Source organism: Pseudomonas sp. 39004 (assembly GCF_028682155.1).
GTDB lineage: Bacteria > Pseudomonadota > Gammaproteobacteria > Pseudomonadales > Pseudomonadaceae > Aquipseudomonas > Aquipseudomonas capeferrum.
This window is the reverse complement of record NZ_JANIAG010000008.1, coordinates 33,869-59,034: the sequence shown is the minus strand read 5'-3', so window position 1 is coordinate 59,034 and position 25,166 is coordinate 33,869. Positions and strand designations below refer to the sequence as shown.

Annotated in this window: 29 protein-coding genes; 16 read left to right on the top strand and 13 right to left on the bottom strand. The window is 58.9% G+C overall.

The genetic code is table 11. From position 1 onward, the window contains the following. Complete coding sequence (locus NP534_RS02865) at positions 1-756, top strand: C40 family peptidase (protein WP_274097705.1); 756 nt, start codon at positions 1-3, stop codon at positions 754-756. Positions 757-783: 27 nt separating this feature from the next. Further along, positions 784-951 (top strand): hypothetical protein, encoded by a 168-nt coding sequence (locus NP534_RS02860; protein ID WP_274097704.1) that lies wholly within the window; start codon positions 784-786, stop codon positions 949-951. Here NP534_RS02860 and NP534_RS02855 read toward each other — a convergent pair. Together NP534_RS02855 and NP534_RS02850 are read right to left on the bottom strand one after the other, a co-directional pair. Further along, a complete protein-coding gene (locus NP534_RS02855; protein ID WP_274097703.1) occupies positions 948-1,133 on the bottom strand; it encodes a hypothetical protein in 186 nt (61 codons plus the stop codon). The genes NP534_RS02860 and NP534_RS02855 overlap by 4 nt on opposite strands. Positions 1,134-1,655: 522 nt before the next feature. Beyond that, positions 1,656-2,591 (bottom strand): endonuclease NucS domain-containing protein, encoded by a 936-nt coding sequence (locus tag NP534_RS02850; RefSeq protein ID WP_274097702.1) that lies wholly within the window; start codon positions 2,589-2,591, stop codon positions 1,656-1,658. Between the two features lie 35 nt (positions 2,592-2,626). Here NP534_RS02850 and NP534_RS02845 point away from each other — a divergent pair, with 35 nt between their 5' ends. From NP534_RS02845 to NP534_RS02810, 8 genes are read left to right on the top strand one after another with little or no spacing between them, the layout of a single operon-like run. Further along, positions 2,627-2,974, top strand: a complete 348-nt coding sequence (locus NP534_RS02845; protein WP_274097701.1) for a hypothetical protein — start codon at positions 2,627-2,629, stop codon at positions 2,972-2,974. A gap of 57 nt (positions 2,975-3,031) precedes the next feature. Continuing rightward, positions 3,032-3,610 carry a tail assembly protein gene (locus NP534_RS02840; RefSeq protein WP_274097700.1) on the top strand — a complete coding sequence of 193 codons (579 nt, stop codon included), beginning with the start codon at positions 3,032-3,034 and terminating at the stop codon, positions 3,608-3,610. Between the two features lie 56 nt (positions 3,611-3,666). Further along, complete coding sequence (gene gpJ / locus NP534_RS02835; protein WP_274097699.1) at positions 3,667-11,988, top strand: TipJ family phage tail tip protein; 8,322 nt, start codon at positions 3,667-3,669, stop codon at positions 11,986-11,988. Beyond that, positions 11,988-13,037: a hypothetical protein gene (locus NP534_RS02830; RefSeq protein WP_274097698.1), complete on the top strand. Its 1,050-nt coding sequence runs from the start codon at positions 11,988-11,990 to the stop codon at positions 13,035-13,037. Before gpJ ends, NP534_RS02830 begins: the two co-directional genes overlap by 1 nt. 11 nt (positions 13,038-13,048) lie before the next feature. Continuing rightward, complete coding sequence (locus NP534_RS02825) at positions 13,049-13,504, top strand: hypothetical protein (RefSeq protein WP_238338570.1); 456 nt, start codon at positions 13,049-13,051, stop codon at positions 13,502-13,504. Positions 13,505-13,561: 57 nt separating this feature from the next. After that, a complete protein-coding gene (locus tag NP534_RS02820; protein WP_274097697.1) occupies positions 13,562-13,792 on the top strand; it encodes a hypothetical protein in 231 nt (76 codons plus the stop codon). A 58-nt stretch (positions 13,793-13,850) separates the two neighbouring features. Continuing rightward, positions 13,851-14,297 carry a structural protein P5 gene (locus NP534_RS02815; protein WP_274097696.1) on the top strand — a complete coding sequence of 149 codons (447 nt, stop codon included), beginning with the start codon at positions 13,851-13,853 and terminating at the stop codon, positions 14,295-14,297. Beyond that, the gene (locus NP534_RS02810) at positions 14,294-14,800 is read left to right on the top strand and encodes a DUF2514 domain-containing protein (RefSeq protein ID WP_274097695.1); all 507 of its coding nucleotides are present in this window, start codon (positions 14,294-14,296) and stop codon (positions 14,798-14,800) included. The genes NP534_RS02815 and NP534_RS02810 overlap by 4 nt, the downstream gene beginning before the upstream one ends. 6 nt (positions 14,801-14,806) lie before the next feature. Here the strand turns inward: NP534_RS02810 and NP534_RS02805 are convergent, their stop codons facing one another. Beyond that, complete coding sequence (locus NP534_RS02805; protein ID WP_274097694.1) at positions 14,807-15,466, bottom strand: hypothetical protein; 660 nt, start codon at positions 15,464-15,466, stop codon at positions 14,807-14,809. A gap of 261 nt (positions 15,467-15,727) precedes the next feature. Then, positions 15,728-16,273, bottom strand: coding sequence for a hypothetical protein (locus NP534_RS02800; RefSeq protein ID WP_274097693.1), 546 nt, complete (start codon positions 16,271-16,273; stop codon positions 15,728-15,730). A gap of 273 nt (positions 16,274-16,546) precedes the next feature. Between NP534_RS02800 and NP534_RS02795 the strand changes: the two genes are divergently transcribed. The 3 genes from NP534_RS02795 to NP534_RS02785 all read left to right on the top strand — a co-directional run bounded on the left by NP534_RS02795 (position 16,547) and on the right by NP534_RS02785 (position 17,437). After that, on the top strand, positions 16,547-16,771 hold the full coding sequence (locus tag NP534_RS02795; protein ID WP_274097692.1) for a hypothetical protein: 225 nt from the start codon (positions 16,547-16,549) through the stop codon (positions 16,769-16,771). Positions 16,772-16,844: 73 nt separating this feature from the next. Next, positions 16,845-17,138, top strand: coding sequence for a hypothetical protein (locus NP534_RS02790; protein ID WP_274097691.1), 294 nt, complete (start codon positions 16,845-16,847; stop codon positions 17,136-17,138). Continuing rightward, entirely contained in the window at positions 17,135-17,437 is a 303-nt protein-coding gene (locus NP534_RS02785) for a hypothetical protein (protein ID WP_274097690.1), read from the top strand. The genes NP534_RS02790 and NP534_RS02785 overlap by 4 nt, the downstream gene beginning before the upstream one ends. Positions 17,438-17,717: 280 nt before the next feature. Here NP534_RS02785 and NP534_RS02780 read toward each other — a convergent pair whose 3' ends face one another. The 4 genes from NP534_RS02780 to NP534_RS02765 are packed head-to-tail and all read right to left on the bottom strand — an operon-like array spanning position 17,718 to position 19,901. After that, entirely contained in the window at positions 17,718-18,845 is a 1,128-nt protein-coding gene (locus NP534_RS02780; protein WP_274097715.1) for a tyrosine-type recombinase/integrase, read from the bottom strand. Further along, a complete protein-coding gene (locus NP534_RS02775; RefSeq protein WP_238347530.1) occupies positions 18,767-19,168 on the bottom strand; it encodes a hypothetical protein in 402 nt (133 codons plus the stop codon). The genes NP534_RS02780 and NP534_RS02775 overlap by 79 nt, the downstream gene beginning before the upstream one ends. A gap of 37 nt (positions 19,169-19,205) precedes the next feature. Continuing rightward, positions 19,206-19,583 carry a hypothetical protein gene (locus NP534_RS02770; protein WP_274097689.1) on the bottom strand — a complete coding sequence of 126 codons (378 nt, stop codon included), beginning with the start codon at positions 19,581-19,583 and terminating at the stop codon, positions 19,206-19,208. 57 nt (positions 19,584-19,640) lie between these two features. Further along, complete coding sequence (locus tag NP534_RS02765) at positions 19,641-19,901, bottom strand: hypothetical protein (protein WP_337994310.1); 261 nt, start codon at positions 19,899-19,901, stop codon at positions 19,641-19,643. A gap of 198 nt (positions 19,902-20,099) precedes the next feature. On the opposite strand from NP534_RS02765, the gene NP534_RS26765 reads away from it, so the two are divergent. After that, the gene (locus NP534_RS26765) at positions 20,100-20,579 is read left to right on the top strand and encodes a lysozyme inhibitor LprI family protein (RefSeq protein WP_084213328.1); all 480 of its coding nucleotides are present in this window, start codon (positions 20,100-20,102) and stop codon (positions 20,577-20,579) included. 386 nt (positions 20,580-20,965) lie between these two features. On the opposite strand, the gene NP534_RS02755 is transcribed toward NP534_RS26765, so the two are convergent. Genes NP534_RS02755 through NP534_RS02745 form a run of 3 tightly spaced genes read right to left on the bottom strand, consistent with a single transcriptional unit; the run spans position 20,966 to position 21,947 of the window. After that, a complete protein-coding gene (locus NP534_RS02755; RefSeq protein ID WP_047583051.1) occupies positions 20,966-21,208 on the bottom strand; it encodes a hypothetical protein in 243 nt (80 codons plus the stop codon). After that, complete coding sequence (locus NP534_RS02750; protein ID WP_274097687.1) at positions 21,205-21,456, bottom strand: hypothetical protein; 252 nt, start codon at positions 21,454-21,456, stop codon at positions 21,205-21,207. Before NP534_RS02750 ends, NP534_RS02755 begins: the two co-directional genes overlap by 4 nt. Beyond that, complete coding sequence (locus tag NP534_RS02745; protein WP_274097686.1) at positions 21,453-21,947, bottom strand: hypothetical protein; 495 nt, start codon at positions 21,945-21,947, stop codon at positions 21,453-21,455. Before NP534_RS02745 ends, NP534_RS02750 begins: the two co-directional genes overlap by 4 nt. A gap of 111 nt (positions 21,948-22,058) precedes the next feature. Between NP534_RS02745 and NP534_RS02740 the strand changes: the two genes are divergently transcribed. Further along, positions 22,059-22,730, top strand: a complete 672-nt coding sequence (locus tag NP534_RS02740; RefSeq protein WP_274097685.1) for a hypothetical protein — start codon at positions 22,059-22,061, stop codon at positions 22,728-22,730. A 19-nt stretch (positions 22,731-22,749) separates the two neighbouring features. On the opposite strand, the gene NP534_RS02735 is transcribed toward NP534_RS02740, so the two are convergent. Continuing rightward, positions 22,750-23,673, bottom strand: coding sequence for a DNA cytosine methyltransferase (locus NP534_RS02735; RefSeq protein WP_274097684.1), 924 nt, complete (start codon positions 23,671-23,673; stop codon positions 22,750-22,752). A gap of 13 nt (positions 23,674-23,686) precedes the next feature. Continuing rightward, positions 23,687-23,935, bottom strand: coding sequence for a hypothetical protein (locus NP534_RS02730; protein ID WP_274097683.1), 249 nt, complete (start codon positions 23,933-23,935; stop codon positions 23,687-23,689). Between the two features lie 231 nt (positions 23,936-24,166). Between NP534_RS02730 and NP534_RS02725 the strand changes: the two genes are divergently transcribed. Further along, positions 24,167-25,114 carry a HEPN domain-containing protein gene (locus NP534_RS02725; RefSeq protein WP_274097682.1) on the top strand — a complete coding sequence of 316 codons (948 nt, stop codon included), beginning with the start codon at positions 24,167-24,169 and terminating at the stop codon, positions 25,112-25,114. The last annotated feature ends 52 nt before the right edge of the window (positions 25,115-25,166 follow it).

Here is a 25,166-nt window from a genome sequence, read left to right as displayed (position 1 = left end):
ATGCGTAAACACATCCTCGCCGCCGTGCAAGCGCACGCTGCGGCAGTCTATCCACGCGAATGCTGCGGGCTGATCATTGCCATGGGCCGCTCCCAGCGGTACCTACCGTGCGACAACACCGCGACCGATCCGGTCGAGGAGTTCCGCATCTCACCGGAGCAGTATGCGGCAGCCGAGGACCAGGGCGAGGTGATCGGCGTCGTGCACTCGCATCCTGATGCCACCAGCAGGCCGTCGCCGCGCGATCTAGCCATGTGCGAAGCCACGGGCTTGCCCTGGTACATTCTGTCGTGGCCGGAAGGTGACCTTCGCGCCATCACGCCGACTGGCCACACGCCGCTACTAGGCCGTCCGTTTGTGCACGGCGCCTGGGACTGCTGGCAGGTCTGCGCGGACTGGTACAAACGCGAGTGGGGCCTGGAGTTCCCGGCTTACGCCAGGGAGGAGGGGTGGTGGGAACAGGCAGACGGTCCGAGTCTTTACGAGCAAGCCTATGAAGCTGCCGGCTTCTACCAGGTCAGCCAGCCTCAGCGCGGCGACATGATCGTCATGGCCGTCGGGCGTACGGCTCATCCAAACCATGCCGGCATGTACCTCGGCGCCGACGCGGAACTGCCGGAGGAGCATGCCCAGGTCTTCGGCCCTGGCCCCTTCATGCTGCACCACCTGCTTGGCAGGCCATCAGAAATCATCGTGTTTGGTGGGCCTTGGCTCGACCGGACCCGTCTTGTGTTGCGTCATCGGGACGCGAAGTAAAGCGGCAAGGCCGCGGGAGAGTGCGTAATGAGTGAAGCAAAACGAATTGACGAGCTGGAAAAAGGCCTGGACCAGGCGCTCACCATATTGGTAAGTCTTGAGGCTCGCCTCGGTAGCGAAGCGAGCCAACGGATTGCTTCCGACAGTGATTTAGCGCAGCGAGTTAGCTTGCTTGAGAAGACTCAGCAGCGCTAGCGGGCGTGCTGTTTGGCGGCTTCCTGGCGCGCAAGTTCTTCGATCTGGGCGATTGTCAGGTTGTCGATTGGCTGGCCTGGCGTCACCCAAACGGTGGTAGTGGTGTCGGCGGATATGTTCCTCAGAGTGACGTTGATGCGGCCATCAGCGCTTGTCACCAAGGTGTAAAGCTTGAAAGACATTCGGTAACTCCTTGTTGAGCTTGCCCCAGTCCATGGGCTTTCCGGCAACGGACCGGGGCGGTTCATTGGAGGGGCAAAGCTACTACGGCGCCGAGCAGGCCCGGTACTGGCTTTCCATCCACACTGGATGCTTGGCCATGCTGAGTGTTGCGCTATGGTCAGCCTTCTGGAAGGGCGGTGCCGCACACGAACTCATTCGAGCCAAGGCGATGTGAGCCGTACTTCACGACTTAGCCATCGCCGCGACGCTCTGGCTGTCTTCTGATCAGCGTAGACGTCGACGAAATGCCATGGGTGCCTATCGCGAAGGACACCTCACCCGAGCACCCAACCGCCCTTGCCGGGATCTGGAGGCAGATTTTTTCGCCAAGCTGCGGATGGTCATGCAGAGCTCCTTGTTACGGACCAAAATCAACAATACTACGCCGCCACCCGGGTCAGTTACTGGAATCCTATACACGCTGGATGGGTGGACGGGCTAGAGATGGATAGGCATCTAGCCCGCCGTTTTCTGGTGCAGGCTCACAAGCTAGGCACGGGGACTTTTTTTACCGTCACAGACAGCTTGTACTCAAAGAGCTCTACCTCTTTGATGCTTGCGCAGGCAAGACATAAATCTTCCGAAATAGATCGGCAGACAATGATCCCTCGTACAGGTTGCCCTGGGTCTGCAAGCTCTTTACGAACCCAGTTGATGTACCGCAGTAACTGACCTACTACGCGGTCATACCCGCGGGAGACCTTGAGCTCTATGACCACAAAACCGCCAGTGGCGTCTGTTGCCAAAATGTCAATTCGACGTCCACCAGCATCGTATTCAATGCCTGTGAGGCCATCATCTTCGTACAGTTTCAACCCGGGCTCGATGCAATCTAGATTTTCTGCGAGATATCGTTGCAAATCGCGCTCAAGTAGGAACTCCGAAGAGCCAGGAGACGCTTCGATGATATGATCTTCGGCTTCTTCTGCGGAAGCTTCATCGTCAAGGGCGACGTCGCCATCGACCATCTCATGAATGGGGGCTGGGTCTTTCCCTGCTTCGTAGAGGCGGTACTGTCTCGGTGCTACGCGGAAAAGAAGATCATCAGTTGTGTTAGTAGAAGGATGATGCAGCCGGCTTCGGTCGTTGGTGGAGGCTTGGACCAAGTGAGCCGTGATGCTCCCTGGCTTTAGCCTTGGGTAGTGCTCCTCAAACCATTCGATTGCACGCTTCGCGGTAAAGACTTGGCCAGGCTGGAGGTTCCAGCTTGTCACCATGTCTTTCAAAAGGGCGCGGGTTGGCTTGTCATAAATCGTGCGTGCCATGTAGTTCCTATCTGCGTTGTGCTGATTGGTCCTAGTATCGTGAATCACCACGAAAAAAACATTGTTATCTTGGGGTGGCCAGTGAGCACATGCGGCATCGCATTTTTGGATAATGAAGAAGCCGGCTTGGAAGGAAAGCTTCTTGTCCTTCAAGATGGTAAATTCCGCCTTCAACAAGGAGGGATGACATGCGAATTCTGATCGGTGCTGTGGGGCTGGCGTTGCTGGCGGGGTGCACAACGCCCGGGGATTTACTCAAGAGTAGCCCGACGATCTCGGCAGAAACCTCGAAGGCACCAAAGGCATACGCGCTGTGCGTTTTGCCTGAATGGCAAGAGCACCAAGCCGGGGCAACCATGAGTGAGACTCTTACGGGATATCGATTAATTTCCTCAGCTGAATCGATCGGTCAGACCAACGAGCTTCTGGATATCAAACAAACGGCCCACGGCAGCGAGGTGCGGCTGTATCAGCGGATGCCAGGAATAACCATGGGCAGGTCAAAGATTACTTCGTCCGTGAAAAAATGCCTTTGAACGCCGTTTCAAGCCATGAGCCGCCACTTGGCGGCTTTTTTTCGTCTGGAGAAATACATGTCTCAAGAAATGACCGTTATAGAGTTTTCAGGCACCTTGCGCAAAGCGCTTGGACGGTGGCACCGGCGACTGCTGGATACCGGCAGCGTGCGCGAGTTGCTGAAAGCGCTGACGATCACGCTGCCAGGATTCAAGGAAGAGGTTGATCGACTGTCTCGCTTGGGAATGAATTTCGCTATCTACCGCAACGGTACAAATGTAGGTGAAACCGAATTCGGTCGTGGCGGAGCGAAGGTTGTGAAAATCGTTCCGGTTGTTGCTGGCAGTAAGCGTGGGGGGATGCTGCAGACAGTTATTGGCGCGATATTGATTGCTGCTTCCTTCATACCCGTCCCTGGGTTCCAAGCCCTTCTTCCCGTAGGTGTAGCTATGGCCGCTGGCGGCGTCATCCAGATGCTCAGCCCTCAAGCAAAGGGCCTATCCCAAAGCGCAGCGCCCGAGAACCTGCCGTCGTATGCCTTCGGCAGCGCCAAGAACACCACGGCCAGCGGCAACCCTGTTCCGATCTGCATCGGCGAACGTCGCTGGGGCGGGGCAATCATCTCTGCGTCGATTCGCGCCGAAGATAAGAAGTAGCCACAGCTGAACGAACAAGCCGCCTCCGGGCGGTTTTTTATTGCTTGGAGAAAAGTATGGGCGCAGCACAGCACCTGGACATCGCTGGCGCGAAAGGCGGCAGCAGCAAGCCGAAGACGCCTGTTGAGGCGCCGGACAGCCTACAGTCGACCAACATCGCAAGCATCCTGCTAGCTGTGGGGGAAGGGGAATTCGACGGCACGCCGACCGACCGCGATATTTACCTCGACAACACCCCGATCATGGATGCTAGCGGTAACGTGAACTTCCCGGGCGTGAGCTGGGAGTGGCGTACAGGCAGCATCGATCAGGAATACATCAAGGGTATTCCTGCGATCGAGAACGAGAATACGGTCAACGTCGAGCTGCGTAGCGATAACCCGTTCAGTCGTGCCCTTAGCGACACCAAGCTTTCCGCTGTGCGTGTCCGCATGTCGTGGCCGCGCCTTGCCAGCCAGGACGAGAACGGCAACACCAACGGGTACCGCATCGAATACGCCATCGACATCGCCACCGATGGCGGCGCCTACGTCGAAGCCCACCTTGGCGCAGTGGACGGCAAAAATACCAACGGTTACCAGCGGTCCGTGCGTATCAACTTGCCCAAGGCCGCCTCTGGCTGGATGCTTCGCGTCCGCCGTATCACGCCGAACGCCAACAAAGGCACCATCGCCGACACGATGACCATCGCGGGCTACACCCAGATCATCGACGAAAAGTTGCGCTACCCGAATACCGCGCTGCTGTACATCGAGTTCGATGCCCAGCAGTTCCAGAACATTCCTGCAGTTACCGTGAAGTGCAAAGCTAAGCGCTGGCCGGTGCCGACTAACTACGACCCAGTGACTCGCACCTACACCGGAGTGTGGGACGGTACCTTCAAGCAGGCCTGGACCAACAACCCGGCATTCGTGACTTATGGCCTGTGCGTCGAGGACCGTTTCGGCCTGGGCAAGCGTATCAAGTCTTGGATGGTCGACAAGTGGGAGATGTACCGCATCGCCCAGTACTGCGACCAGCAGGTATCGAACGGGCAGGGCGGCCAAGAGCCGCGATTCCTTTGCGACATGAACCTGCAGGGCCGTGCTGAGGCCTGGACGCTGCTGCGCGATCTGTCGGCCATCTATCGAGGCATGGTGTATTGGGCGCATGGTTCGCTGTTCATGCAGGCAGACATGCCGCGCGCCCAGGACATTGACTATGTCTTCACCCGGGCAAACGTCATCGACGGTGACTTCGTATATGGCGGCGCCGAGCGCAACACGCACTACAGCCGGGCCCTAGTCAGCTACGACAACCCGGCGAACAACTACGACACCGACGTGATTCCGGTGACTGACCTGGCGCTGCAACGCCGGTACCGGGACCGTCCGGTAGAAATCTCGGCCATTGGCTGCACCCGTGCCTCCGAGGCCCAGCGCCGTGGCAAGTGGGCGCTGCTGAGCAACAGCCAGGACCGCACCGTCACCTTCAAAACCGGTATGGAAGGCCGTATTCCGCTGCCTGGCTATGTAATCCCTGTGGCTGACGAGCTGGTGGCAGGACGCCCGAATGGTGGCCGGATCTCGTCCGCCGCCGGCCGTGTGGTCACTTTGGACCGTGACACGCCGATCAAGGCTGGTGACCGGCTGATCCTGAACCTGCCGAACGGTACCGCCCAGGCGCGCACTGTCCAGTCGGTTTCTGGACGCGCAGTGACTGTGACCATTGCCTATGGCGTGCAGCCGGAGCCAGAGCTTCAGTGGGCGATTGATTACGACGATCTGGCGGTCCAGCTGTTCCGGGTGCTGAAGACTACGCGCACCCAGGAGGGCGACTACGAAATCACCGCTCTCGAATTCAACCCGAGCAAGTTTGCGGCGATCGACACCGGCGCGAAACTGGACGAGCGCCCGATCAGTGTCATTCCGGTGACCACTGTCCTGCCGCCGGCCAGCGTGACCCTGACCTCTGCCTACGCGGTGGATCAAGGTATCGGCGTGAACACCATGACCATTTCCTGGCCCGCAGTGCAGGGCGCGGTCGCCTATGACGTGGAGTGGCGCAAGGACAACGGCAACTGGGTTCGCGTGCAGCGCACCGGTGCGGCGTCTGTAGATGTGGTGGGCATCTATGCGGGTGCCTACCTGGCCCGCGTGCGGGCGGTCAGCTCGTTCGATATCACGTCGATCTGGCGCGACTCGACGCTTACCCAATTGAAGGGCAAGGAAGGTCTGCCGCCTGCCGTGGCGTTCCTGAATACCTCGGCATTGGTCTACGCCATTGGCCTGGCTTGGGGCTTCCCGGCTGGCGCCGAAGACACCCAGCGTACCGAAATCTGGTACAGCAAGACCAACTCCCGCGAGGGCGCAACCAAACTGGGCGACTTTGCTTACCCGCAGAAGGACCACTCCCTGCAGCTTGGCGCGGCGGCCCTGCAGTTTTTCTTTTGGGCGCGCCTGGTCGATCGCTCTGGCAACGTCGGCCCGTGGTATCCGACAGGTGCCGGCGTGAGCGGGGCATCCAGCAGCAACCAGGCCGAATATGAGGAGTACTTCAAGGACAAGATCACCAATGGCGCGCTTTACCCTGCGCTGCGTGAAGAGATCTCGCTGATCTCTGGTCCGCCCACTCAGGCCGGTTCGGTTGCTCAGCGCCTTGCTGCTGAGGCGACAGCTCGCGGACAAGCAATTGCGGCCGAGGCCACCGCCCGGGGCCAGGCCATTGCCGCAGAGACGGCAGCTCGAACCCAGGCCATCGCTGCTGAGGTCGTGGACCGCAACAAGGCGATTGCCGTAGAAACCCAAGCGCGCACCAAGGCGATCGGCGACGAAGCCACAGCCCGTGCACAGGGCCTGTTGTCTGAAGCCCAGGCTCGCGGTGCGGCGATCACGAGTGAGGCGCAGACTCGGCAGTCGGCCGACAACGCATTGGGTCAGCGCATCGATACGGTCACCGCATCGACTGGCAACAACGCCTCGGCCATTCAGACCGAGATCACTGCGCGTACCAGTGCGGACAATGCGCTCGGCCAACGCATCGACACCGTGGCGGCCAGCACTGCGTCGAACTCGGCCGCGATCGGGAACGAGACCACGGCACGGACAAATGCTGACTCGGCCCTGGCCTCCCAGATCGCCACGCTGCGCGCCGAATCCGGAGGGTTTGACTCGACGTTGAACTACGGTTTTGCCTCCACCACTGAGGGCTGGTCTGGTACTCGCTGCACGCTGGTGGTTGAAAACGGCCGCTTGATCGTCACGAACGACGGCGCTGGCGCGTACCTCAACGCTCCGGTTGTCTCGATCAAAGGTCGGGATCACGACCGTATCCGTTGCCGGATCACCCGGCGCGCGGGTAGCGGCTGGACTGGCCAGGTGTCCTACGCCACGGCCGGGCACGGCTCGTCGACCGCGTACAACAAGATCATCCCGAACCCTGGTCTGGCTGTCGGGCAGACCATGGTGCTCGAGTGGGATATGTCGCAGCTCACCAATGGTGGCAGCGACTGGTCGGACAGTACGATCACCCGGTTCTACCTGTGGATCAGCGGCACCGCAGGGGATGTTTTCGAGATCGACTGGATTGCCGTCGGCCAGATCGCGCCGTCGGCCTCGGTGGCTTCGGTCGTGGATGAGCGTACCGCGCGGATCAGTGGCGACGAGGCGAACGCCTCGGCTGTCACCGCGCTGGGCAGCAGCCTGACCACCACCAACCAGAATGTCACCGCCGCCCAGCAGGCCGCCCAGGACGCGGCCACACTGGCGGGTGGCAAAGGCAAGGTGCTGGTGCAGGCGACTGCCCCGGTCGCTTCCGACCGTCTTCCGCAGAACCTCTGGATCGACACCACCGGCAATGCCAACACCCCAAAACGGTGGACCGGCACTGCCTGGGTGGCGGTGACGGACAAGGTGGCCACCGACGCCGCGGCGGCCGCTCAGTCGGCATTGTCGCAGCTGGCCGGCAAGGCCGACGCTTCGGCACTGCAGGCGCTCAGCACGACCGTCAGCAACCAGGGCAACACGCTGTCGAGCCAGGGCAGCAGCATCACCGAGCTCAACAACAGCCTGCAGACCACCAACGGTAACGTTGCCACGGCTCAGCAGGCGGCGCAGGCAGCGGCCAGTCTGGCCGGTAGCAAGGGCAAGGTGCTGTATCAGTCGGCTGCGCCGGCGGTTGCCGACCGCCAGGCCGAGAACCTGTGGATCGATACAACTGGGGCGGCGAATACGCCCAAGCGCTGGAACGGCAGTGCCTGGGTGGCCGTTACCGATAAAGTGGCGACCGATGCCGCAGCAGCTGCAGCCAGCGCGCTGGCGCAAGTGGCGAACAAGGCTGACGCTTCTGCGCTGCAAACCTTGGACACGACGGTCAAGAGCCAGGGCACCACCCTGACCAGTCAAGGCGCCGCGCTGACCCAGCTCAAGGCCTCGATTGGCCAGCAGCCCGACAACCTGATCCTGCGGGGCAGCTTCGAGGATGGCTTAGTCGATCCCTGGTCCGCCGACCCGGTGATTACCAACATATCGGCCCATCCGTCGGCCGGCAAAGGCATCGCGTTCTTCAACAACAGCTTTTGCGGCATTGGCTATAGCGTGCTGACTACCGGGGGCGAGCAGTTCGACTTATCAGCCGACATCTGGCCGAACTACATGACAGCGGGACAGACGACTCGTTTGCAGATGCAGTTTGCGGACAAGGCCGGTAACAGCTTGGGCTACTTCACCGCGTTTGCGGTACCGGCATCGACTACAGGTTTCAAGACCAACACCGGGCGCATTACGGCGCCGGCTGGTGCGGTCTCGGCCCGGTTCGTGACCCGCACTGAGCCTTCGGACGGTACTGGGCGTTCGCTGTGGTGCAACATCATCGCTCGTAGAGTCACGGCGGCCGACACTGCCAACGCTGATGCGGTGTCCAACCTCACCAGCACGGTCACCCAGCAGGGCGCCACGCTGACCAGTCAGAGCCAGGCCCTGACCGAGCTGAACAGCAACCTAGCGATCACCACTGGTAACGCTGCTGCGGCACAGCAGGCCGCCGATGCTGCCAACGCCCTTGCAGGAGGAAAGGGCAAGGTCATCATCCAGACGGGGGCACCGGCGGCAGCAGATCGTCTTCCACAGAACCTGTGGATCGACACAACAGGGAACGCCAATACGCCCAAGCGCTGGACGGGGTCCGCCTGGGTCGCGGTGACCGACAAGGCTGCAACGGACGCGGCAGCCGCCGCAGCCGATGCCCTGGCGCTCGCTCAGACCAAGGCAGACGCGTCGGCCCTGCAGACGCTGAGCACCACCGTGTCGAATCAGGGCAGCACCTTGACCAGCCAGGGCGCGAGCATCACCCAGCTGAACAATGGTCTCCAGACCACGAACGGCAATGTGACGACCGCGCAGCAGGCCGCCCAGGCGGCGTCTGATAAAGCTGGTGCCAAGGGCGAGGTCATCTATGGCACCGCTGCGCCGGCGGCTGATAAGCGCCTGGCGCAAAACCTCTGGATCGACACCACAGGAGGTGCAAACACCCCCAAACGCTGGACGGGCTCGGCCTGGGTAGCGGTGACTGATAAGGCGGCAACAGATGCAGCGGCAGCGGCAGCCAGCGCCTTGGCGCAGGTGGCCACGAAAGCCGAGGCCTCCGCGCTGCAGACCCTAAGCAACACCGTTACCAATCAGGGCAATACGCTGACCAGCCAGGGCAACGCTCTCACCGGGCTGCAAGCCTCGATCGGCAATCTGGCTGGCAACGGCGCCAACCTGCTCGACAGTGAGTACAGCTGGTTGGCGTCCACCACATTGCCGGTGACCGGCGGCGCCTTGTTGACCAAGACGGGTGTGTCCGTGCCCGAAGCCGATTCCGGTTTCGGCTACTCCCTACGTGCTGATACCGATAGCCTGTTCTCTTACATCGTCATGGCCCCGGCCAACAACCAGGCCAGCTACAACATCCGTGTTGAGCCCGGGGTTTACCTGGTGTCGATGTATGTGAAGGGCGGCACGGCCGGTTCGATGATGGCCAACCTGTACGACGGGGTAACCTCTCGATCGGTGACCCTGCCGTACACCACGGAACGCACGCGCATTACGTTCCCGATCACCATCACGGTGAGCACCAAGGTCGGCCTGCTGATTTACCCGAACCGCCACGCTGCGGCCAGCGCCTCGATGGTGGTGGACTCGATCATGGTCGAGAAGCGGGTGGGCGAGAGCGACGTCCCTTCGCCGTTCGTGGCAGGGCCGTCGGCGCGCGCAACTGGCGTGCTGGCGGCGGCCAACCAGGCACTGGATGTTCGAGTGACGCAGACCGAGAGCGGGTTGTCCTCGGCCAGCAGCTCGATTACCAGCCTGGGCAACAGCCTGGCGGCCACCAACCAGAGCGTCACTGCGGCGCAGCAGGCAGCGCAGTCTGCGTCGAACCTGGCCGGCAGCAAGGGCAAAGTGATCGTGCAAGCGGCGGCGCCTGATGTGGCCGACCGTCTGGCCCAGAACCTCTGGATCGATACGACCGGCAACGCGAATACGCCGAAACGCTGGAGCGGCAATACCTGGGTGGCGGTCAGTGACAAGGCGGCCACGGATGCTGCAGCGGCAGCGGCCAACGCCCTGGCGGTTGCTCAAACCAAGGCGGATGCCTCGGCGTTGCAGGCGCTCAGCACCACGGTGACGAACCAGGGCAACACCTTGTCGAGTCAGGGCAGCAGCATCACCAACCTGACCAACGGCCTGCAAACCACGAATGGCAACGTCAGCACCGCCCAACAGGCGGCACAGGCGGCTGCTGATCTGGCGGGCAGCAAGGGCAAGGTGCTGTACCAGACGGCCACCCCGATTGTTGCTGATCGGCAAGCTGAGAACCTGTGGATCGACATCACCGGTAATGCCAACACGCCAAAACGGTGGAATGGCAGCGCCTGGGCGGCTGTGACAGACAAGGTGGCTACCGATGCCGCCGCGGCAGCGCAGTCAGCACTGACGCAAGTAGCGTCCAAAGCTGATGCATCTGCCTTGCAGTCGCTCAGCAACACGGTGGCCAGTCAAGGTACGACGCTGACTAGCCAAGGCACAGCGCTCACCCAGCTGAAAGCTTCCATTAGCCAGCAGCCGGATAACCTGGTGCTGCGCGGCACGTTCGAAGATGGCTTGGTCGACCCGTGGACAGGGAGCCCAGGGATCGCTGGGCTGTCGGTGCACCCATCGGCCAGCAAGGGCATTGCCTTCTATGCGAACAGCTTCTGCGGGCTGGCTGCAAACGTGAGCGTTGCGGGTGGCGATCAGTTCGACCTTTCGGCTGACGTGTACCGGGCCTACATGACCGCCGGTCAAACCGGCAACTTGCAAATGCAGTTCTTCGATAAGGCAGGGACCAACCTTGGCTACTTGAACGGCTTCACCTTCTCTGCGGGCGGAGGGTTTCAGACCTTCACGGGTCGGATCACGGCGCCGGCGGCGGCAGTGACGGCGCGCTTCGTCAGCCGGATCCAGCCAGCGGACGGAAGTGGTCGGTCGGTTTGGTGCAACATCGTGGCTCGTCGGGTGACCGCAGCGGATGCGGCGAATGCGGATGCCATCAGTAGTCTGAGCAGTACGGTGACCCAGCAGGGCACCACGCTGACCAGCCAAGGCCAATCCCTGCTCAGCCTGACCAACCGAGTCACTGGTGCCGAAGGCGTGAACAGCGCCCAGGCATCGGCCATCAGCCAGATGGATACCACGGTGAAGCAGCAGGGTACGGCGCTCACGGCTCAGGCCACCCGCCTGGACGGGCTCTATGTCCAGGTGAATCCCGAGCTTGAGGGCGATGCATCCGGCCTAGCTGGCGCAACGGGCAGCCTAGTCGGTGTCTGGACAGAGCAGTCCGCTCGCGTTGAGGGTGATATCGCTCAGGGCAGGCGCGTTGATACGGTGCAGGCCCAGGTAGGCCAAACCAATGCGTCAGTGCAGCAGGTCAGTGAGGTTCTTGCAGGGGTTGACGGCAAGGTGTCGGCTCAGACCACGCTGAAGGTCGAGACGAACCAGGACGGTCGCAGGGTCATCTCGGGCATCGCGATCGGCAGCAACGGGGAGGAGGGCGAGATCCTGCTGATGGCTCAGCGGCTGGCGATCATCGATGGCGTGAATGGTCAGACGATCCTGCCGTTCGTGGTGCAGAACGGGCAGGTGTTCATCAATCAGGCGGTGATCAACAAGGCATTCATCCAGGAGATTGTCGCCGGGATGAGCATTCGCTCTTCGGCATTGAACGCCCAAGGGTTGCCGCTACTGGAGATCAACTTCGCCGCCGGGACGTTCACGCTGCGCGGCCAGGATGCAGCTGGTTCAACGCTGCTGAATAACGGCGGTTTGTATGTGTATGACGTGAACGGGATCGAGCGTGTAGCAGTGGGGAGGTTGACCTGATGGCGACGATCTATGGGCTGCGGACCAAGGATGCGTCCGCAAGGATTACTCTCGATACCGGCACCACGCCGATCCGGTCGCTGAAAATGCTGCAGGTGACATGCAATGGCGGCTTCGAGCAAACCTTTTCGATTCCGGAGATCAAGAGTGATTCTTTCGTGGTGGTGGATCGGTTGGCACCAGTGACCGATCCCACCACCAACTGGTCACCCCAAGCCTGGTACTCAGCTGGCCAGCTAACCATTCGACGCGGCTTCAATGAGACCTGGCAGGTGCTGGTGCTATCCAGTGGTGGTGCGCCATTCTCAGCGTCGGGTGAGTACGGCATTCGCTCGGTGACTAACAGCTTTCAATCACAGATTGATTCGGTCAACCGAGTCCTGAATGTGATGTACCAGGGGTCGTTTACTTTTCCTGCGTGGAGGGACGATCAGCCGTACTTGAATGGGTTTAACTTCCCAACGCCGATCACGACCGTTGAGCGCCCCTTGGTGTTCTTCAATGGTCCCGGGCATTTGCTGCTGCAGAATTTCTATGTGCAGGGAACGCCTGGAAATTGGACCGGGTGGCGAGTGGCGAAGTACGCGCATCCTGATCTAGGCCCCGTGTGGATGGAGGCCATGAAGGTAGATTGGTTTGTAGCAAGTTACTCCGCAAGCCCTGTGCCTGCGGGTTCCTACGGCGCAACGGTGAGTGACTCAGCGAATGTGAGGATCTTCACGTCAACCAATAACATTGTTCAGCTGAATAATCAGCCGGCAAGTAATTCCTTTGTTGTCGCTGGCACCCCGATTGTCAACGTGGGCTACTACGCCACAAGTTGCCAGATGCCTTGGACAAACAATGCATCAGACTATTTTTTAGGCAATGCCTTATTGACACCGACCTATGTTCCTGGCGCAGGCACAGCTTGGCCCTGGCGAGCAACAATAGGAGGTTTCTTAAACGGTCGCCGGGATGTGCTGCAGGCTTATACGGAAAACAATGACGGCATCAATCCTGTTGATCCAAACGGTCGAACGCTCTTCGCAGCACGACCCAATCTTTAGCAAGGACTCACATGGCCAAACAAACTATCAGTCTTGGGACAGCTCCGACCGGCGCGGGCGGCGATGACCGCCGCAGTGCCTGGCTCAAAGCCAATGCGAATTTCGACGAGCTGTATCAGTTTGTCGATGGGTTTCAAAGCGGAGCGAATGCCAACGGCTCCTACGTCAAATATCCAGATGGCACAATGGTGGTCACAGGTTTCGTCACGCTTCCGGCTCAGGCCCTGAGTATTGGCGTATCAAACACCAAGCCCTTTGCTGCGCCATTCGTTGCGCCGCCAACCGTGGTGTATTCCTGCGATGGCGCCTCTGGTACCGGCGCGCAGAACGATGTCGGCTTGGTGAACATGAACGGCACGTACACAAACGTCACCGCCAGTCAGTTCACGCTCAACTCTTACTCTTATCGCAGTGCAACGGCCAATGCCACACGCTGGTCTTTCACCGCAACGGGGCGGTGGAAGTAACAACCCAAACCTCAATACACCTGCTTCGGCGGGTATTTTTTTGCCTGGAGAAACCCCATGCCTTACATCGCCATCAATCTCAGCAACGCCTACGACGCTGAGAACAACACCCGCTTTGCCACTGCCGAGGAAGCCGACGCCCGCGCTCGTGCGATCCTGAACCAGTTCCCGACCGCGCAGGTGATCACAGCCCAGGTGCTGAAGGAGTACAGCGCCAAGGTGTCAATCACCGCGAAGGCGCCGGCAGAGCCCGAGACCGCACCGGCGCCTGAAGAACCTGCTGCCTAAACCCTTGCAACCATCCCAAGCCCGCCTAGTGCGGGCTTTTTTGTGCCTGGAGAAACCTATGACCACACCTCGCGGAGTCCGCAACAAGAACCCCGGCAACATCGATTACAACCCGCGCAACGCTTGGCAGGGACAGCTTGGCCTAGAGGTGGGTGTGGCAAACCCGCGCTTCGCCCGATTTGACCATCCCGAGAACGGCATTCGCGCCCTGGGCAAGCTGCTGATCAACTACCGCGGCAAGGACGGGATGCCGGGAGTAGGCGAGAAGGGGATCGACACCGTGCTCGAAACCGTCAACCGTTGGGCACCGAGCAACGAGAACGACACCCAGGCCTACGCCGCTGCCGTGGCCAAGCGCCTTGGCGTTCGGGCCACGGACCCGATCGACATCAAAGACCCGACCACGCTGCGCGAGATGGTGCTAGGCATCATCATCCACGAGAACGGCGGTAACCCTTACCCGTCGATGATCATTGATGAGGGTATTCGGCGGGCTCTGTCATGAGTGCTTGGCCTGCTACGGCTGCCATTGTGCTTGTGCTTCTGGCGTCCCACTGGGGCGCGTACCAGCACGGCATATCGGTAGAGCGGGCGAAGGGCGCTCAGGTATCAGCGCAACGGGACAGTGGCGACCGCTTGGCCGCGGTAATCGGCGAACGATCCGCACGCCAGGAAGAACACCGGAGCGCAGACGCGCAGCAAGAGGCGAGGGTAAAAGCGCATGAAGAAAGAACGATTGCTGATGCTGGCGCTGCTGGCGCCGATGCTGCTGGCCAGCGGCTGCGCGACGAAGGTGCCAAGCTCGCTGCCACCGTCAGTTGCCCCGGCACGAATACCGCCGCTATCGCCCGAGGCCAGGCAGCCACCCGCGCCGCCATGGTGCTCTCCGACCTGCTCGCACGGGCTGATGCTCGAGCGGGAGAACTGGCGAAAGCTTATGACCGCGCCCGAATAGCCGGCGACCAGTGCGTCCGTGAATATGATTCGCTGCTGCGTGTCACTCGGTAGCCTGTTTCAGGCCATCTGTTTCCCCCTCATGACTATCTCAAAACTATTCAACTGTTCTACGGAAATTTTTGCGTTGAACGCCTCCTGTCCAACTATTTTTATCATGCGGTTGCAAGTGCCTAAGTATTTGCTTACCCAGTAAAATTTTTCTAAATCTCCCAGCCAATTGTCGTTTTTCTGGGTTGTGGGAATTTCGTTGGAAAGATCTATGTAGTGGCGAATTGAGTTAGTTAATATCGCGAAATTGTGTAGCAATGCCAAGAAAATTACTTGGGAGGTTTCGTTCGCTTGAATGTTTTTGTTGGACAAGTCGGTTATTACGGTTTTGAGGGGCAGGCCCAAATAACCATCACCGTGGCAATCGTTGTAGAAAGGCTGGTTAAGTTGTAATTCGAGCTGATTATCCAGCCTTTCTATGGCTTCACGGGTAAGCGTTAGTTTGAGTTCGTGGCCGGTTGATGAAACTGCGATGTACACCATGTAAGCCGCCAGCAGAGAGGCCGCTGGCGCCACGATCCCTGCAATATACGAACCGAACCCTCCCCAATCTTGATTGTCTGAGCTGATAGCAAAATTTCCAGCTGTATACATCCTTGTCAAGTAACATGCCACAGCTATTGCTGATACAATGCCGAACCCCCAAAAAGCTTTTTGCACTTTTTTCATTTTTCCTCCTTTTGACTGCTTACTAAGATCGCTTTGTTGTGCTTTTCCATTGCGCGCGTATGACGACCTGCCCAGGAGTTTTGCGTCGAGGATATGGTGCTGGCATGTGCTGCACATCGGAAGTCGCGATACCGGCCTGGTCGGCTGCCGCCTTCGAAAGACCGACAGCCTGGAAGTTAAGGTTCGGGCGCTGCTTGCGCGCCGGCAGCGAATCAGCTACGAGCGTCAGCTGATAGCAGCTAACAGCGCCTGCAGGTGAAGCTATCCCGCTGGGAACATGGCGAGCTGAAGATCGGCTCTCTGCTTGGCATGAGCCTGGAGTGCGGCGTCCGCTTCGATGGCGTGGGTGAAACGCTCCATAGCAGTGTTCCACTGATTGGTTAGGTCAATGCACTGAAGTACAACGACCTCGTCTGGTTTTAGCCCCAGCTTTGGCAGCTTCGCATGGATCTCAGCCTTAACTTCTGCATCAGATCTCCGCGGGCCGGTCGAGTAGAAAATCTGCTTGGCTTTACCATCCCGGTAAAGTTTTGATTCTGCGGACCCCGTATGTAAAAGCCCGCACCGAGCTGCGTATAGGTCCAGTGCATCAAGCTGAGTCGGGTAGCCTGGCAAGAAATATTTTTCCACCCATGCGATGAAGTCATTGCGGTCGTGGTCAACCTTGGCGCTTGAAATCCATGCCATTTTGTCGATGGAGATGAACACGAGCGACAGGGCGTGCGTGGTGCAGCCGTTATGGAGGAGGGCAGTTACAGCGTGCATGTCAGATGTGATCGTGCTCCATACTGCATTCGGAAGGGACATCTTTGCTCCTTTGGCTTGGGACGCGTGCTCGATTGGCTAGCATGGTTGCTAGTGAATTTATCATGGACTCTGGGGGAATTTTGGGGGAATGATTCCCCCGAATGGTGTGGAGTACTGTTGCGTCACGCTGCGTTGAAGTTGTTGATTCCATTGGGCTTCGAGATATTATCTCAAAAAAATCTGAGGCAAAAAACGGATTCGAAATGCGTTGTGTCTCAGCCAAATTCCACGAAAGAGGCTAATATTCGCAGGAAAACTAGCCTGGGCATGGTAATGGACAAGCGTACGTTCGTAGGGATGGTTGAGGCCGGCGAGCCGCTGATCCAGCAGGCAGTGGACGCATTCCGTGCCTACCACGAGGCTCAGGATTGTAGCGCTCCACCAGAGGAGATTGAACGGCTCCGCCTGCTGGCTGAGTCTCTGTTCCAGGCGGTGTCCGACTACCAGCTTCGGGTCATAGCCAAGGCTCGTGGAAAGGATCTACCACCATTGCACTGACCCGCTGATCGGCAATTCCCCGCACCTGGATCCGCCTATAAGATACTGTGTTTTTGTACAGTATCGGTGCCCTATGTATTTCCTCCTCGTCCGCCGCCGCGTGAATGGCGTGGCCATCCCCACCAGTCAGCTCGGGAAGATCACTCCGCTCCGGGCAGACATCCACATCGGCGACCACCACAGTGAGCCGCTGGGCCGGGTCGCGACTCAAGCCTGGGTGTTCAACCCGACCCCTGGGCCTGACGTGATACCCAGGCTGCACGACGCCAGGGTCAACGGCATGGCTCAGCTCGGCATGAACATCAACGGCATCGAGGAGATCGGCGGCGTGATGTACGCGCAGTCGTGGTGGTGCAGGGCGGAATGATGGCCGGGATACCGTGCGCTTGGCTTGATGAGCTGAACGACCAATGCGCCCTGGCTACCGACCCAGATGGCCGGGCCGCCGTCCTGGCCGAGATGGCCATGGCCGCCCACCGGCGCGGGGAAGTGGATGCCGACCACCTGTGCGAGATGCTGGAGTTTGCCGAGGCGGCGCGGCTCTATGGCCTGAACGAGCACGATGACATGTACGCCTGCGGCCTGTTCGGCTACCACGACCCTATGTCGGAATGGGGTATCGAGGTGATCAAGGGGCAGGGCAAGGAGCCGCCTGTCTGTGGGTAGCTATATAAAGGAAGTGAGTCGGTCGGCAGAACGCCGGATGCGGGCCGGAGCCCGTGGGGAGTTTTTCGGGGGATGGTGAAAATTGGTTCTGCACAGTGCGGCACCGTTTGCAGCGAGCGCCCGCTCAATGCCTTGGATTTAAAGGCGTTTCGTACATCCCGCACGCATGGGGTGCAAGGGGTCGAGTGTTCGAATCACTCCGTCCCGACCAATAATCCCAATGACTTAGCCACCTACGGGTGGCTTTTTCATTTCTGCGTGTGGGGACTTTTTCGGGACATCATCCGATTTTCCTCTTCAGTATTGTCAGCACCGGCCCACGCGAGTCCGTTGTTGATACCATGTTCGCAGCCTCAATCAGCTTTCCCAGCTCAGCGCCGGAGTAATGACTGGTGATGCTGCCGTTCTTGTGCCCAAGCAGTGACTTCCGATCTTCTTCAGTAACGCCCGCGGCCCGCAGTCGGCGGCCGAAGGTGTGCTTCAAGTCGTGAATCCTGATCGAGGCGTACCCAGGGTGAGCGGGGCGAAGGTTTTCCTCCTGCCAGAGTTTCGCCGCTCTCACCCGAGCCTTCTTCCAGGCTGAGTCGTTCATCCGGTGCATCGCGGTGCCGTTGTATGGGAAAACCCATTCATTGCTGACCCCGCGCTGCCGCTCAATGATCGACTTGGCCACGCTGTTGAGCACCACCAGGCGCTCGTCGCCATTCTTTACGCCCGACCGGGCGTGTCTCCCGCCGAAGTCAGCGGGGATCAGGAAAACACTGGTCCCAAGTTCCGGCACCGATATCTCCCAATCCCACCTGAGCTTGCACACCTCCTGCTCCCGGCAACCTGTGTTCACCTTGAACAGAGCCATCGTTTGCAGGTGCCCCGGCAATTCGCCAAACAGAATCGACTGCTCCTCCCATGACATCGGGTAAGGCTTCCTACTCGACTTCTTCTCCTCGAGCTTTTTCAGCATTGGCACGCTGTCCAGCCAAGGCCGCCGATCATCATCACGCCACTTTCTTGCGCAGAGGGTCAGAACCCGAACTGCGCGCTCGATCGCGATGTTGATTGTCCGGTTGCTCACCGCCTTCTCGATGGAACCGTCTGGCAGCACCTTTTCCGTTTGGCGGTCCCGGATGAAGGGCTCCAGCGCCTGGTCGTCAATGTGCGTCAGTGGCAAATGCCCGAGGTATGGGTGTAGCTGCTTCATGCACAATGCGGTGAGGTGAATTGATGGCTGATCCTTGACCTCAAGGAGGTAGCGCATTGCCGCTTCCTCGAATGTCCGTATCTGCCGTACGCCGTACACCTTCTGCTGTCGCAGCTTTTCCAGCTTATGGATCAGGTACTGCTCTGCCTCTTCCCGGTCACCAGTTCCAGTACTTTCTCGAATTCGCTCCCCTTTGTAGACTTTGTCGATTTGCCAGACACCGCCCTTCTCGTAGAGGCCGGTGATCGTTTTTCGCGCCATGTATCATCTCCTCGGCGCTCGCTGCGGGGCCGATTGTTGTCCTGTCCGGTGGCTTTTTCAATTGCCCTGGCTTCGATGTAGGCGTCAGCCCACTCGTCGAGCTCCTGGCGGTCGAAGGCTACGCCCTGTTTTCCGATAGGGAATTCACGCACGTTCGGCCTGACCGTCTTGTTGAACTCATCCCGACACATGCCGAGATACCCAGGCGCATCGCCAAACCGGATGAACCGCGGCTGAATGCTTGAAGGCTTTGCTGCTGTGGCATTCGCCATGTGGGTCTCCACGCCGCCGGTGGCGGCAGGTTGGTGGTCAGTTCGTGGCCTGGGCGATGGTCTGTTCGAACCGTGACGCCAACTCAGCGTTGACCTCGGCTTTAGCCAGGCTGTCAGCGGTACCCTTGGCCCGATGCAGGGTTTCGTACTTGCGCAACTGGGCTGCGGCAGAGGTCAGGTCGTCCAGCAGCAGGGGCGCCGAGGCGATCAACTTGGCGTTTGCCTGGCGCAGGTCTCGGCAGAGTTCCGCAGGGCCGATCTCGGTGAAGGTCACGCAGTCTCCACAGTCAGCGATCATCCAGCCGTCAGAGGGGAGTGCTTTCACGCCATCGCCGCTGTCGGCGCCGAGACCGGTGAAAACCTCGGTTTCGTTCAGGACTTCCCATGGGCCGGGCGTGTGTTTGTGTTTCGTCATGGCAATAGCTCTCCATGCCCGCGTATGTCGGCGGGCTTGAGTAGTTGGGGGAAGGGGTTACTCGCTGTACTGCTTGCGGATTCGGCGGGCGATGGCTCGAAGCTCCCAGCCCATCTCGAACATTTCGTTGTTGTCTCGACGCGAGACGACTGGAGAGCGGGTGACGTTCCGGCCGCCAAGGATCCAAGCGGCCAGCAGGATCAATGCCGATTCGAGCTGGCGCCGGAGCCAGCCTTTGCGCGGAATCATCGCGGCCACTTGTAGATCAGGTAGGCCATGTACATCAGGGGTAGGGTCATAGAAGATGTCCTCCGGCATCCAGCAGGGCGTCTCGATCTTGCCGAAGCTGATCGCGCTCTCTGATCAGGGCCTTGATTGCGGTTGAAATGTTGCGGTGCCCCAGCTCGATGGTGATGGCAACGCATATAATGCGTTAGGGATCACCTCAGCCCGGCTTTTGGCCGAGCCAAACCCGCCTGGAACGGCACCACGCCGGACGGGCTATCACTCAGGGAAATGAGAACAATGAAGACCGCTATCAAGGCCGGTATCGCAGGCGCGGTGCTGGTAGTAGTGGGCGCAGCCCACGCCGAGCTGCACGGGGAAGAAGCAGAGGATGCAGCACGGGATGCAGCGGTGCGTCAGTACGCGGCGAAGCTGGAGGCCGATTGGCAGCAGTGCTTGAGGAAGCCGGAGACCAAAACCACCCATGATTCAGGTCTTTGCGCATATGCAATGCGGGAGGCGGCTAAGGATGCGGTGAAAGAGAAGTACCAGAAGGCTCTTGCCAGCGCACAGGAGGACGTCGACAAAGGGTGGCTCCCGAAAAATGTACCGGCCATGATGCCCCAGGCGCAGGCAGCGTGGGAGCAGTTCGTAGAGGCAGATTGCGGTGTGGTAGGTGCTCTCATCACTGGGACCGCGAGCGCTACCTATCAGACTGTGTGCGAGTACAAGCACCAGATACAACGTCTCCACGACCTGGACCAATGGTGATTTTGATGGTGATTGATAGGCGCAGGTCGTCGTAGTCAGGCCGGTCGCCCGATTTCGCCGCCTCGATGATTTCTCCGAAAGTTTCCATGGCTTGTCTCCAGCGGCCAGGGCCTCAGCCTTCAGTGAGGCGTACGCCACGCCATCCAACGCGCTGTCCTCGTGGTATTTGTCGGGGTTCTGCCACTGGCGCACGTCCTTGACGATCTGCATCAGCAGCCGGCCTTCTGCTTCGGTGAGATCGCGGCCGGTTATGGCGTTGAAGGCTTGGACAGTCTTCACCATGCTGCGAGTGCCGTCCGGTGCGTCGTACTGCTTGCCGCGCTCGGCCTGTACGTCGATGGCGGCCTGCAGGAAGTAGGTGGACGTCTTTGCTTCGATCAGGTCGGTCATGGCTGCACCTCGGGAAGCTCTGGGAATGAGGCTTCAGCTTCGGTGCGGAACTTGATATCGCTGGAGTCACCGTGGCGACCTTCCGACCAGGTGATTCGCTTGCCGCAGTAGCAGCCGGTCACCTGGGCCAGGTCGAAGTTCTGCCGAAACTCCATGGAAATACCGGTCATGCCGTGCTGGCGCGCCAGGGCGACCACAGCCTGCGCAAATTCAACATCTTGATCAGTTACTGCGCTCACAGCTGATACCTCTCATCAATCCAGCGCCCAGGCGCCAGAGCGGGTGTAGGTCCTGAATCTTTTTCGTGCGGGGAGAGCTGGCGCTGGTTGCCGGCCTGCAGCTGGCTGTCGGGGATGCAGCTGATGCCGACCCCGTTCAGCAGGTAGCAGGTGACGCCGCGCTGGCTGTCGTGCTGCACGTCGATGACGTTCTCGGTTGCGCTGGCGCCGGTGGCCAGCATCAGGAGGCAGAGGGCCAGCCGAGTCATTGCTGCACCTCAGCGGTGTCTGGGATCTCCTCAAACTTGTAGGTCTTGATGACGCGCTCTTCGACGCCAACGACCTTGATGAACTTGGCCTCGTTCACCCATGGGTATGCGTTCGGCTCACCGTGCTTGCCGCCGCCACTCATCTCGCAGAAGGCGAGGGCGCGACCATCGGGCAAGATGAAAGCCTTCACGTCGACCTCGTAGTTTCTTCCCCAGCTGTAGTGGCACCACTCGGGGATCCCGCTGACGGCTTCGGCCTCGTAGCGGACCTCGTTGATGGCATCGTCATGCTCGTTCTCTTCGAAAAGCACCTCGAGCAGCTCGCCAGGTGCCGCAGCGAGGAAGGCCAGATCGACGTTGGTCGATTGCCCATCATCGTCGGTGAACGTGTAGTCGTAGCCGAACTCAAGCCCTTTCCGCATGACAAGCAGCTTGGCGAGCTGGCTTGCGGAGAGGGTGATCAGGTGCTGGTTTACGTTTGCTTCGAGCATACGAATTCCTTGGCCGCCATATCGCGGCAGTGAATAGAGGGGAGAGGGATTTGCCGATTGTAGTGTCGTTATGCCATCATGCTGGTAGAATAATCATTTATTGAGGTTGGGATGCGCAGATCGCTATTTTGGTTTGGGGTCGTTTTAACTTTCGTCTATGCGGCTTTTATGTACTGGGCGGTCGGCGAAAAGATTTCAGCTTTAAAAGCTATGGAGCTGAATGCCGTCGGAGATTTTATGGCGGGTGTATTCAGTCCATTGGCTTTTCTTTGGCTGGTTCTTGGTTTCGTCCAGCAGGGATTCGAACTCAGAATTAGTTCGGATGCTCTGATTCTTCAGGCTAAAGAACTAAAAGCTTCTGTTGTGCAGCAAACTGAGCTGGCTGTAGCAACCAAACAATCCCTAAAATATCAGGGGCTGCTGCTAGAGCCTGTTTTTCACCTTAAGTTTGGAGGCATTAGTGAAGATTTCGATGAAAGTGGTAGGCGCGAAACTTGTAGCTTTACGCTTTCAAATGTAGGTGCAACCTGTGAACAGATTGTTGTCTATGTGATTGGGGGTAGCTCAATGCCGTCGGCCATGTTTAATTTTGCTGTTATTGAAAAGAATAGCGCGTCCAGCTTTAATGTGGTTGATATAATCAGCGAAGAAGATAAGTGGGAGTTCAGGGTAAGTTACATGAAATCCGATGGGCAGTACGGTTACCAATATTTTGACGTGGTTCCTGTGGCGAGTTCTGGGGATGGTGACTGGTACGTTTCGATACAGAAAATGATTAAATAGATTTTCTAAAGTCTTGGTACTACGCCACTCTTAAAAGTTCTTCAATTACGCGCTGGCCCGCCAGCGGAGGTACCGCGTTGCCGGCCATGTGCATGGTCAGCCGGTGGCTGTTCGGGCGCAGGGTGTCGGCCGGGAACGACATCGCTGCTAATGCCTCGCTGGCGCTGAGCATCCGCATACGGCCGCCATCGACCAAGGCCCAGCGGTCTAGGGTAGTGATGGTGCCAATCGGCCGATCGATGTCGCGGCCGGTGGTGCCCGAGCCCTTGCCGTAGTAAGGCATGATGAAACGGTCTCCGAAGCGCTGGCGGCCATTGCGCACCCGGTCCAGCGTGGCAACGGCCCGGCCTGGCTTCTCGATCTGCGACCAGCGCCCAGCTTCGAAGTCCAGGAAGCTGGCTGCCGGCACATGTCGCTGTTGTGGCAGCTGAAGCATCAGCGGTGCTTTACTGCGCGTCAGGACCATGAACAGGCGCACCCGGTGTTGCGGCACACCGAGGTCTGCACAGTCGACGATGTGCGGCGCTGCCTGATACCCGAGTGCCTGCACTGCCTGCAGCCAGGCTGGGTACAGCACCCAGTCGGTGAATTCCGGCACGTTCTCGATCACCGCCGCTTGTGGCCGGTGGAACTCAAGGGCCGATACCGGCGCCCATGCTGTGGATCGTGATGCGTCGTGCTCGGGGTTGCCCGACTTCTTGCCGCGTGCCTTGGCGTGCCCCTGGCAGCAGGGTGAGGCAAGCAGGATGTCGTGTGCCGGTACCTGCTCCCAGCGCGCCTGGTGTAGATCTTGGCAGACGTGCTGCGTGTCGGGGTGGTTGGCGCTGTGCCATTCAACGGCCACCGGCCAGTGGTTTGCCGCCCAGAGAACCTGGACGCCTGCGGCGCGCGCGCCGGTGCTCCATCCGCCGAGACCGGCGAACAGGTCGATTGCTGTGGTCATGGGAATTTCCGTATCAGGCTGCCTTGTGGCTTTCAGGTGTCCAGTCAGCCCATCCGATGATGGGCATTCTGGTCTTGGGGTTGAGGGTCTTCTTGCCCTTCTCGTCGAGCAGGGGGGCTTTGCAGCGGAGATTGAGGTCGCGACATGCGCCGGCCTTCTTGGCCAGATCAATGAATTGGTGGGCGTATTGCGGGGTGTCGAAGAGGGCGCTGAGCTGCTTGACCCTCTCGCCGGCCGTGATGGCGTCGGCGTTGCGCTGCACTGCCTCATCCCATTCGCCGGGCGAAAGCTCTAGGGGGGCAGCCGGCCTTTCCGCTGGGCTTGGTGGTCTTGGTCTTCTTCCGGGCATCGGCAAGCGCTGCGCTTGCTGTCATGCCGAACACTGCAAATGTGCTCATGGTGATCTCCAGGCAGGCGCCGCCCCACCGGGGAAGCGTCATCTATGAGTAGGGTGGTATGCTTCAATCCAAAATTGGATTTGAGAGCGAGTAGCATGCAAGCGAAGATAATTTCCACTTTGCGCTGGCTTAGTGTTGATGCTGAGCCGGGCACTTACGAAATGATGCCGGGGATTTCGATTATTAATGATCGCCAGTACATTAAGGAGCAGCTGGATCTTCAGTTTCAGACCTTTGCTGGGCGAATTGAGTGCGATCATCTTTTAGGTGCTGATCATATAGTTGCATGTAGGCCTGAAGAAGCTTCAATCTGGGAAGGTTATGAGCACAGCGAGCCGCTACTCCTTACTTGGCTGGCCTGGCTTTCTCTGCTTATTGAAGATTCGTGGCTGGTGAAAGACAATGCGATCGGTTGTGAAATGGCGCATTGTAATTTTCGTTCTAATGGTAAGGTGTTTTGGACGAGTAACGGCCTGTATTCGACAATATCTAAAGCTAATGGTGAGGCGTTGTTGCCTACAGCGTTCAACGCTGATGAAATCGAACTGTGGCGTGATGTGACTTTAGAACTTAGAGCCCACCTTCATGAAAAAGGCTTCAGTGCTTTTCAGTCGCCCGTTTCGAAAGACAGCTCTCGCTTCGACCGCTTCCTGAGTTTCATGACATCCTCCCGAAAGGTGCATCACCCGTCGCTCAAGATTGCGCAAGTATGCAGCGCCTTAGAAAGCCTGTTTTCCACTAGTACTTCAGAGTTGACCCATAGGCTTTCTGAGCGAGTGGCGCACTTCTTGGGTGGTTCTTCTCAGGTCATGGAATCGCGATATCAATTTATGAAAAAAGCTTACACGATTCGTTCACAAGTCACCCACGGCTCTCATATTAGGGCCTCAGATATTGAAGCTTCTGCATCTATAAGCCAAGGTCTGCAGGATATCTGTCGAGAAATTGTTTTTATGGTTCTTAGAGTGCCGGAGAAACAAGATGTTGTGTATGGCAGCAATGAGCAGATTGAAGATTACTTTAGGAGACAGTTATTCAGCTGATCGAGTCCTGTATCTGCGTTGCCAGCATCATTAAATGCGTAGCAGAAAAGCG

Excerpts from the sequence above, each read along its gene's own strand:
- NP534_RS02865 (WP_274097705.1), top strand. The coding sequence starts at position 1 with ATGCGTAAACACATCCTCGCCGCCGTGCAAGCGCACGCTGCGGCAGTC.
- NP534_RS02860 (WP_274097704.1), top strand. The coding sequence starts at position 784 with ATGAGTGAAGCAAAACGAATTGACGAGCTGGAAAAAGGCCTGGACCAG.
- NP534_RS02855 (WP_274097703.1), bottom strand. The coding sequence starts at position 1,133 with ATGTCTTTCAAGCTTTACACCTTGGTGACAAGCGCTGATGGCCGCATC.
- NP534_RS02845 (WP_274097701.1), top strand. The coding sequence starts at position 2,627 with ATGCGAATTCTGATCGGTGCTGTGGGGCTGGCGTTGCTGGCGGGGTGC.
- NP534_RS02840 (WP_274097700.1), top strand. The coding sequence starts at position 3,032 with ATGTCTCAAGAAATGACCGTTATAGAGTTTTCAGGCACCTTGCGCAAA.
- gpJ (WP_274097699.1), top strand. The coding sequence starts at position 3,667 with ATGGGCGCAGCACAGCACCTGGACATCGCTGGCGCGAAAGGCGGCAGC.
- NP534_RS02830 (WP_274097698.1), top strand. The coding sequence starts at position 11,988 with ATGGCGACGATCTATGGGCTGCGGACCAAGGATGCGTCCGCAAGGATT.
- NP534_RS02825 (WP_238338570.1), top strand. The coding sequence starts at position 13,049 with ATGGCCAAACAAACTATCAGTCTTGGGACAGCTCCGACCGGCGCGGGC.
- NP534_RS02820 (WP_274097697.1), top strand. The coding sequence starts at position 13,562 with ATGCCTTACATCGCCATCAATCTCAGCAACGCCTACGACGCTGAGAAC.
- NP534_RS02815 (WP_274097696.1), top strand. The coding sequence starts at position 13,851 with ATGACCACACCTCGCGGAGTCCGCAACAAGAACCCCGGCAACATCGAT.
- NP534_RS02810 (WP_274097695.1), top strand. The coding sequence starts at position 14,294 with ATGAGTGCTTGGCCTGCTACGGCTGCCATTGTGCTTGTGCTTCTGGCG.
- NP534_RS02805 (WP_274097694.1), bottom strand. The coding sequence starts at position 15,466 with ATGAAAAAAGTGCAAAAAGCTTTTTGGGGGTTCGGCATTGTATCAGCA.
- NP534_RS02800 (WP_274097693.1), bottom strand. The coding sequence starts at position 16,273 with ATGTCCCTTCCGAATGCAGTATGGAGCACGATCACATCTGACATGCAC.
- NP534_RS02795 (WP_274097692.1), top strand. The coding sequence starts at position 16,547 with ATGGACAAGCGTACGTTCGTAGGGATGGTTGAGGCCGGCGAGCCGCTG.
- NP534_RS02790 (WP_274097691.1), top strand. The coding sequence starts at position 16,845 with ATGTATTTCCTCCTCGTCCGCCGCCGCGTGAATGGCGTGGCCATCCCC.
- NP534_RS02785 (WP_274097690.1), top strand. The coding sequence starts at position 17,135 with ATGATGGCCGGGATACCGTGCGCTTGGCTTGATGAGCTGAACGACCAA.
- NP534_RS02775 (WP_238347530.1), bottom strand. The coding sequence starts at position 19,168 with ATGGCGAATGCCACAGCAGCAAAGCCTTCAAGCATTCAGCCGCGGTTC.
- NP534_RS02770 (WP_274097689.1), bottom strand. The coding sequence starts at position 19,583 with ATGACGAAACACAAACACACGCCCGGCCCATGGGAAGTCCTGAACGAA.
- NP534_RS02765 (WP_337994310.1), bottom strand. The coding sequence starts at position 19,901 with ATGCCGGAGGACATCTTCTATGACCCTACCCCTGATGTACATGGCCTA.
- NP534_RS26765 (WP_084213328.1), top strand. The coding sequence starts at position 20,100 with ATGAGAACAATGAAGACCGCTATCAAGGCCGGTATCGCAGGCGCGGTG.
- NP534_RS02750 (WP_274097687.1), bottom strand. The coding sequence starts at position 21,456 with ATGACTCGGCTGGCCCTCTGCCTCCTGATGCTGGCCACCGGCGCCAGC.
- NP534_RS02745 (WP_274097686.1), bottom strand. The coding sequence starts at position 21,947 with ATGCTCGAAGCAAACGTAAACCAGCACCTGATCACCCTCTCCGCAAGC.
- NP534_RS02740 (WP_274097685.1), top strand. The coding sequence starts at position 22,059 with ATGCGCAGATCGCTATTTTGGTTTGGGGTCGTTTTAACTTTCGTCTAT.
- NP534_RS02735 (WP_274097684.1), bottom strand. The coding sequence starts at position 23,673 with ATGACCACAGCAATCGACCTGTTCGCCGGTCTCGGCGGATGGAGCACC.
- NP534_RS02725 (WP_274097682.1), top strand. The coding sequence starts at position 24,167 with ATGCAAGCGAAGATAATTTCCACTTTGCGCTGGCTTAGTGTTGATGCT.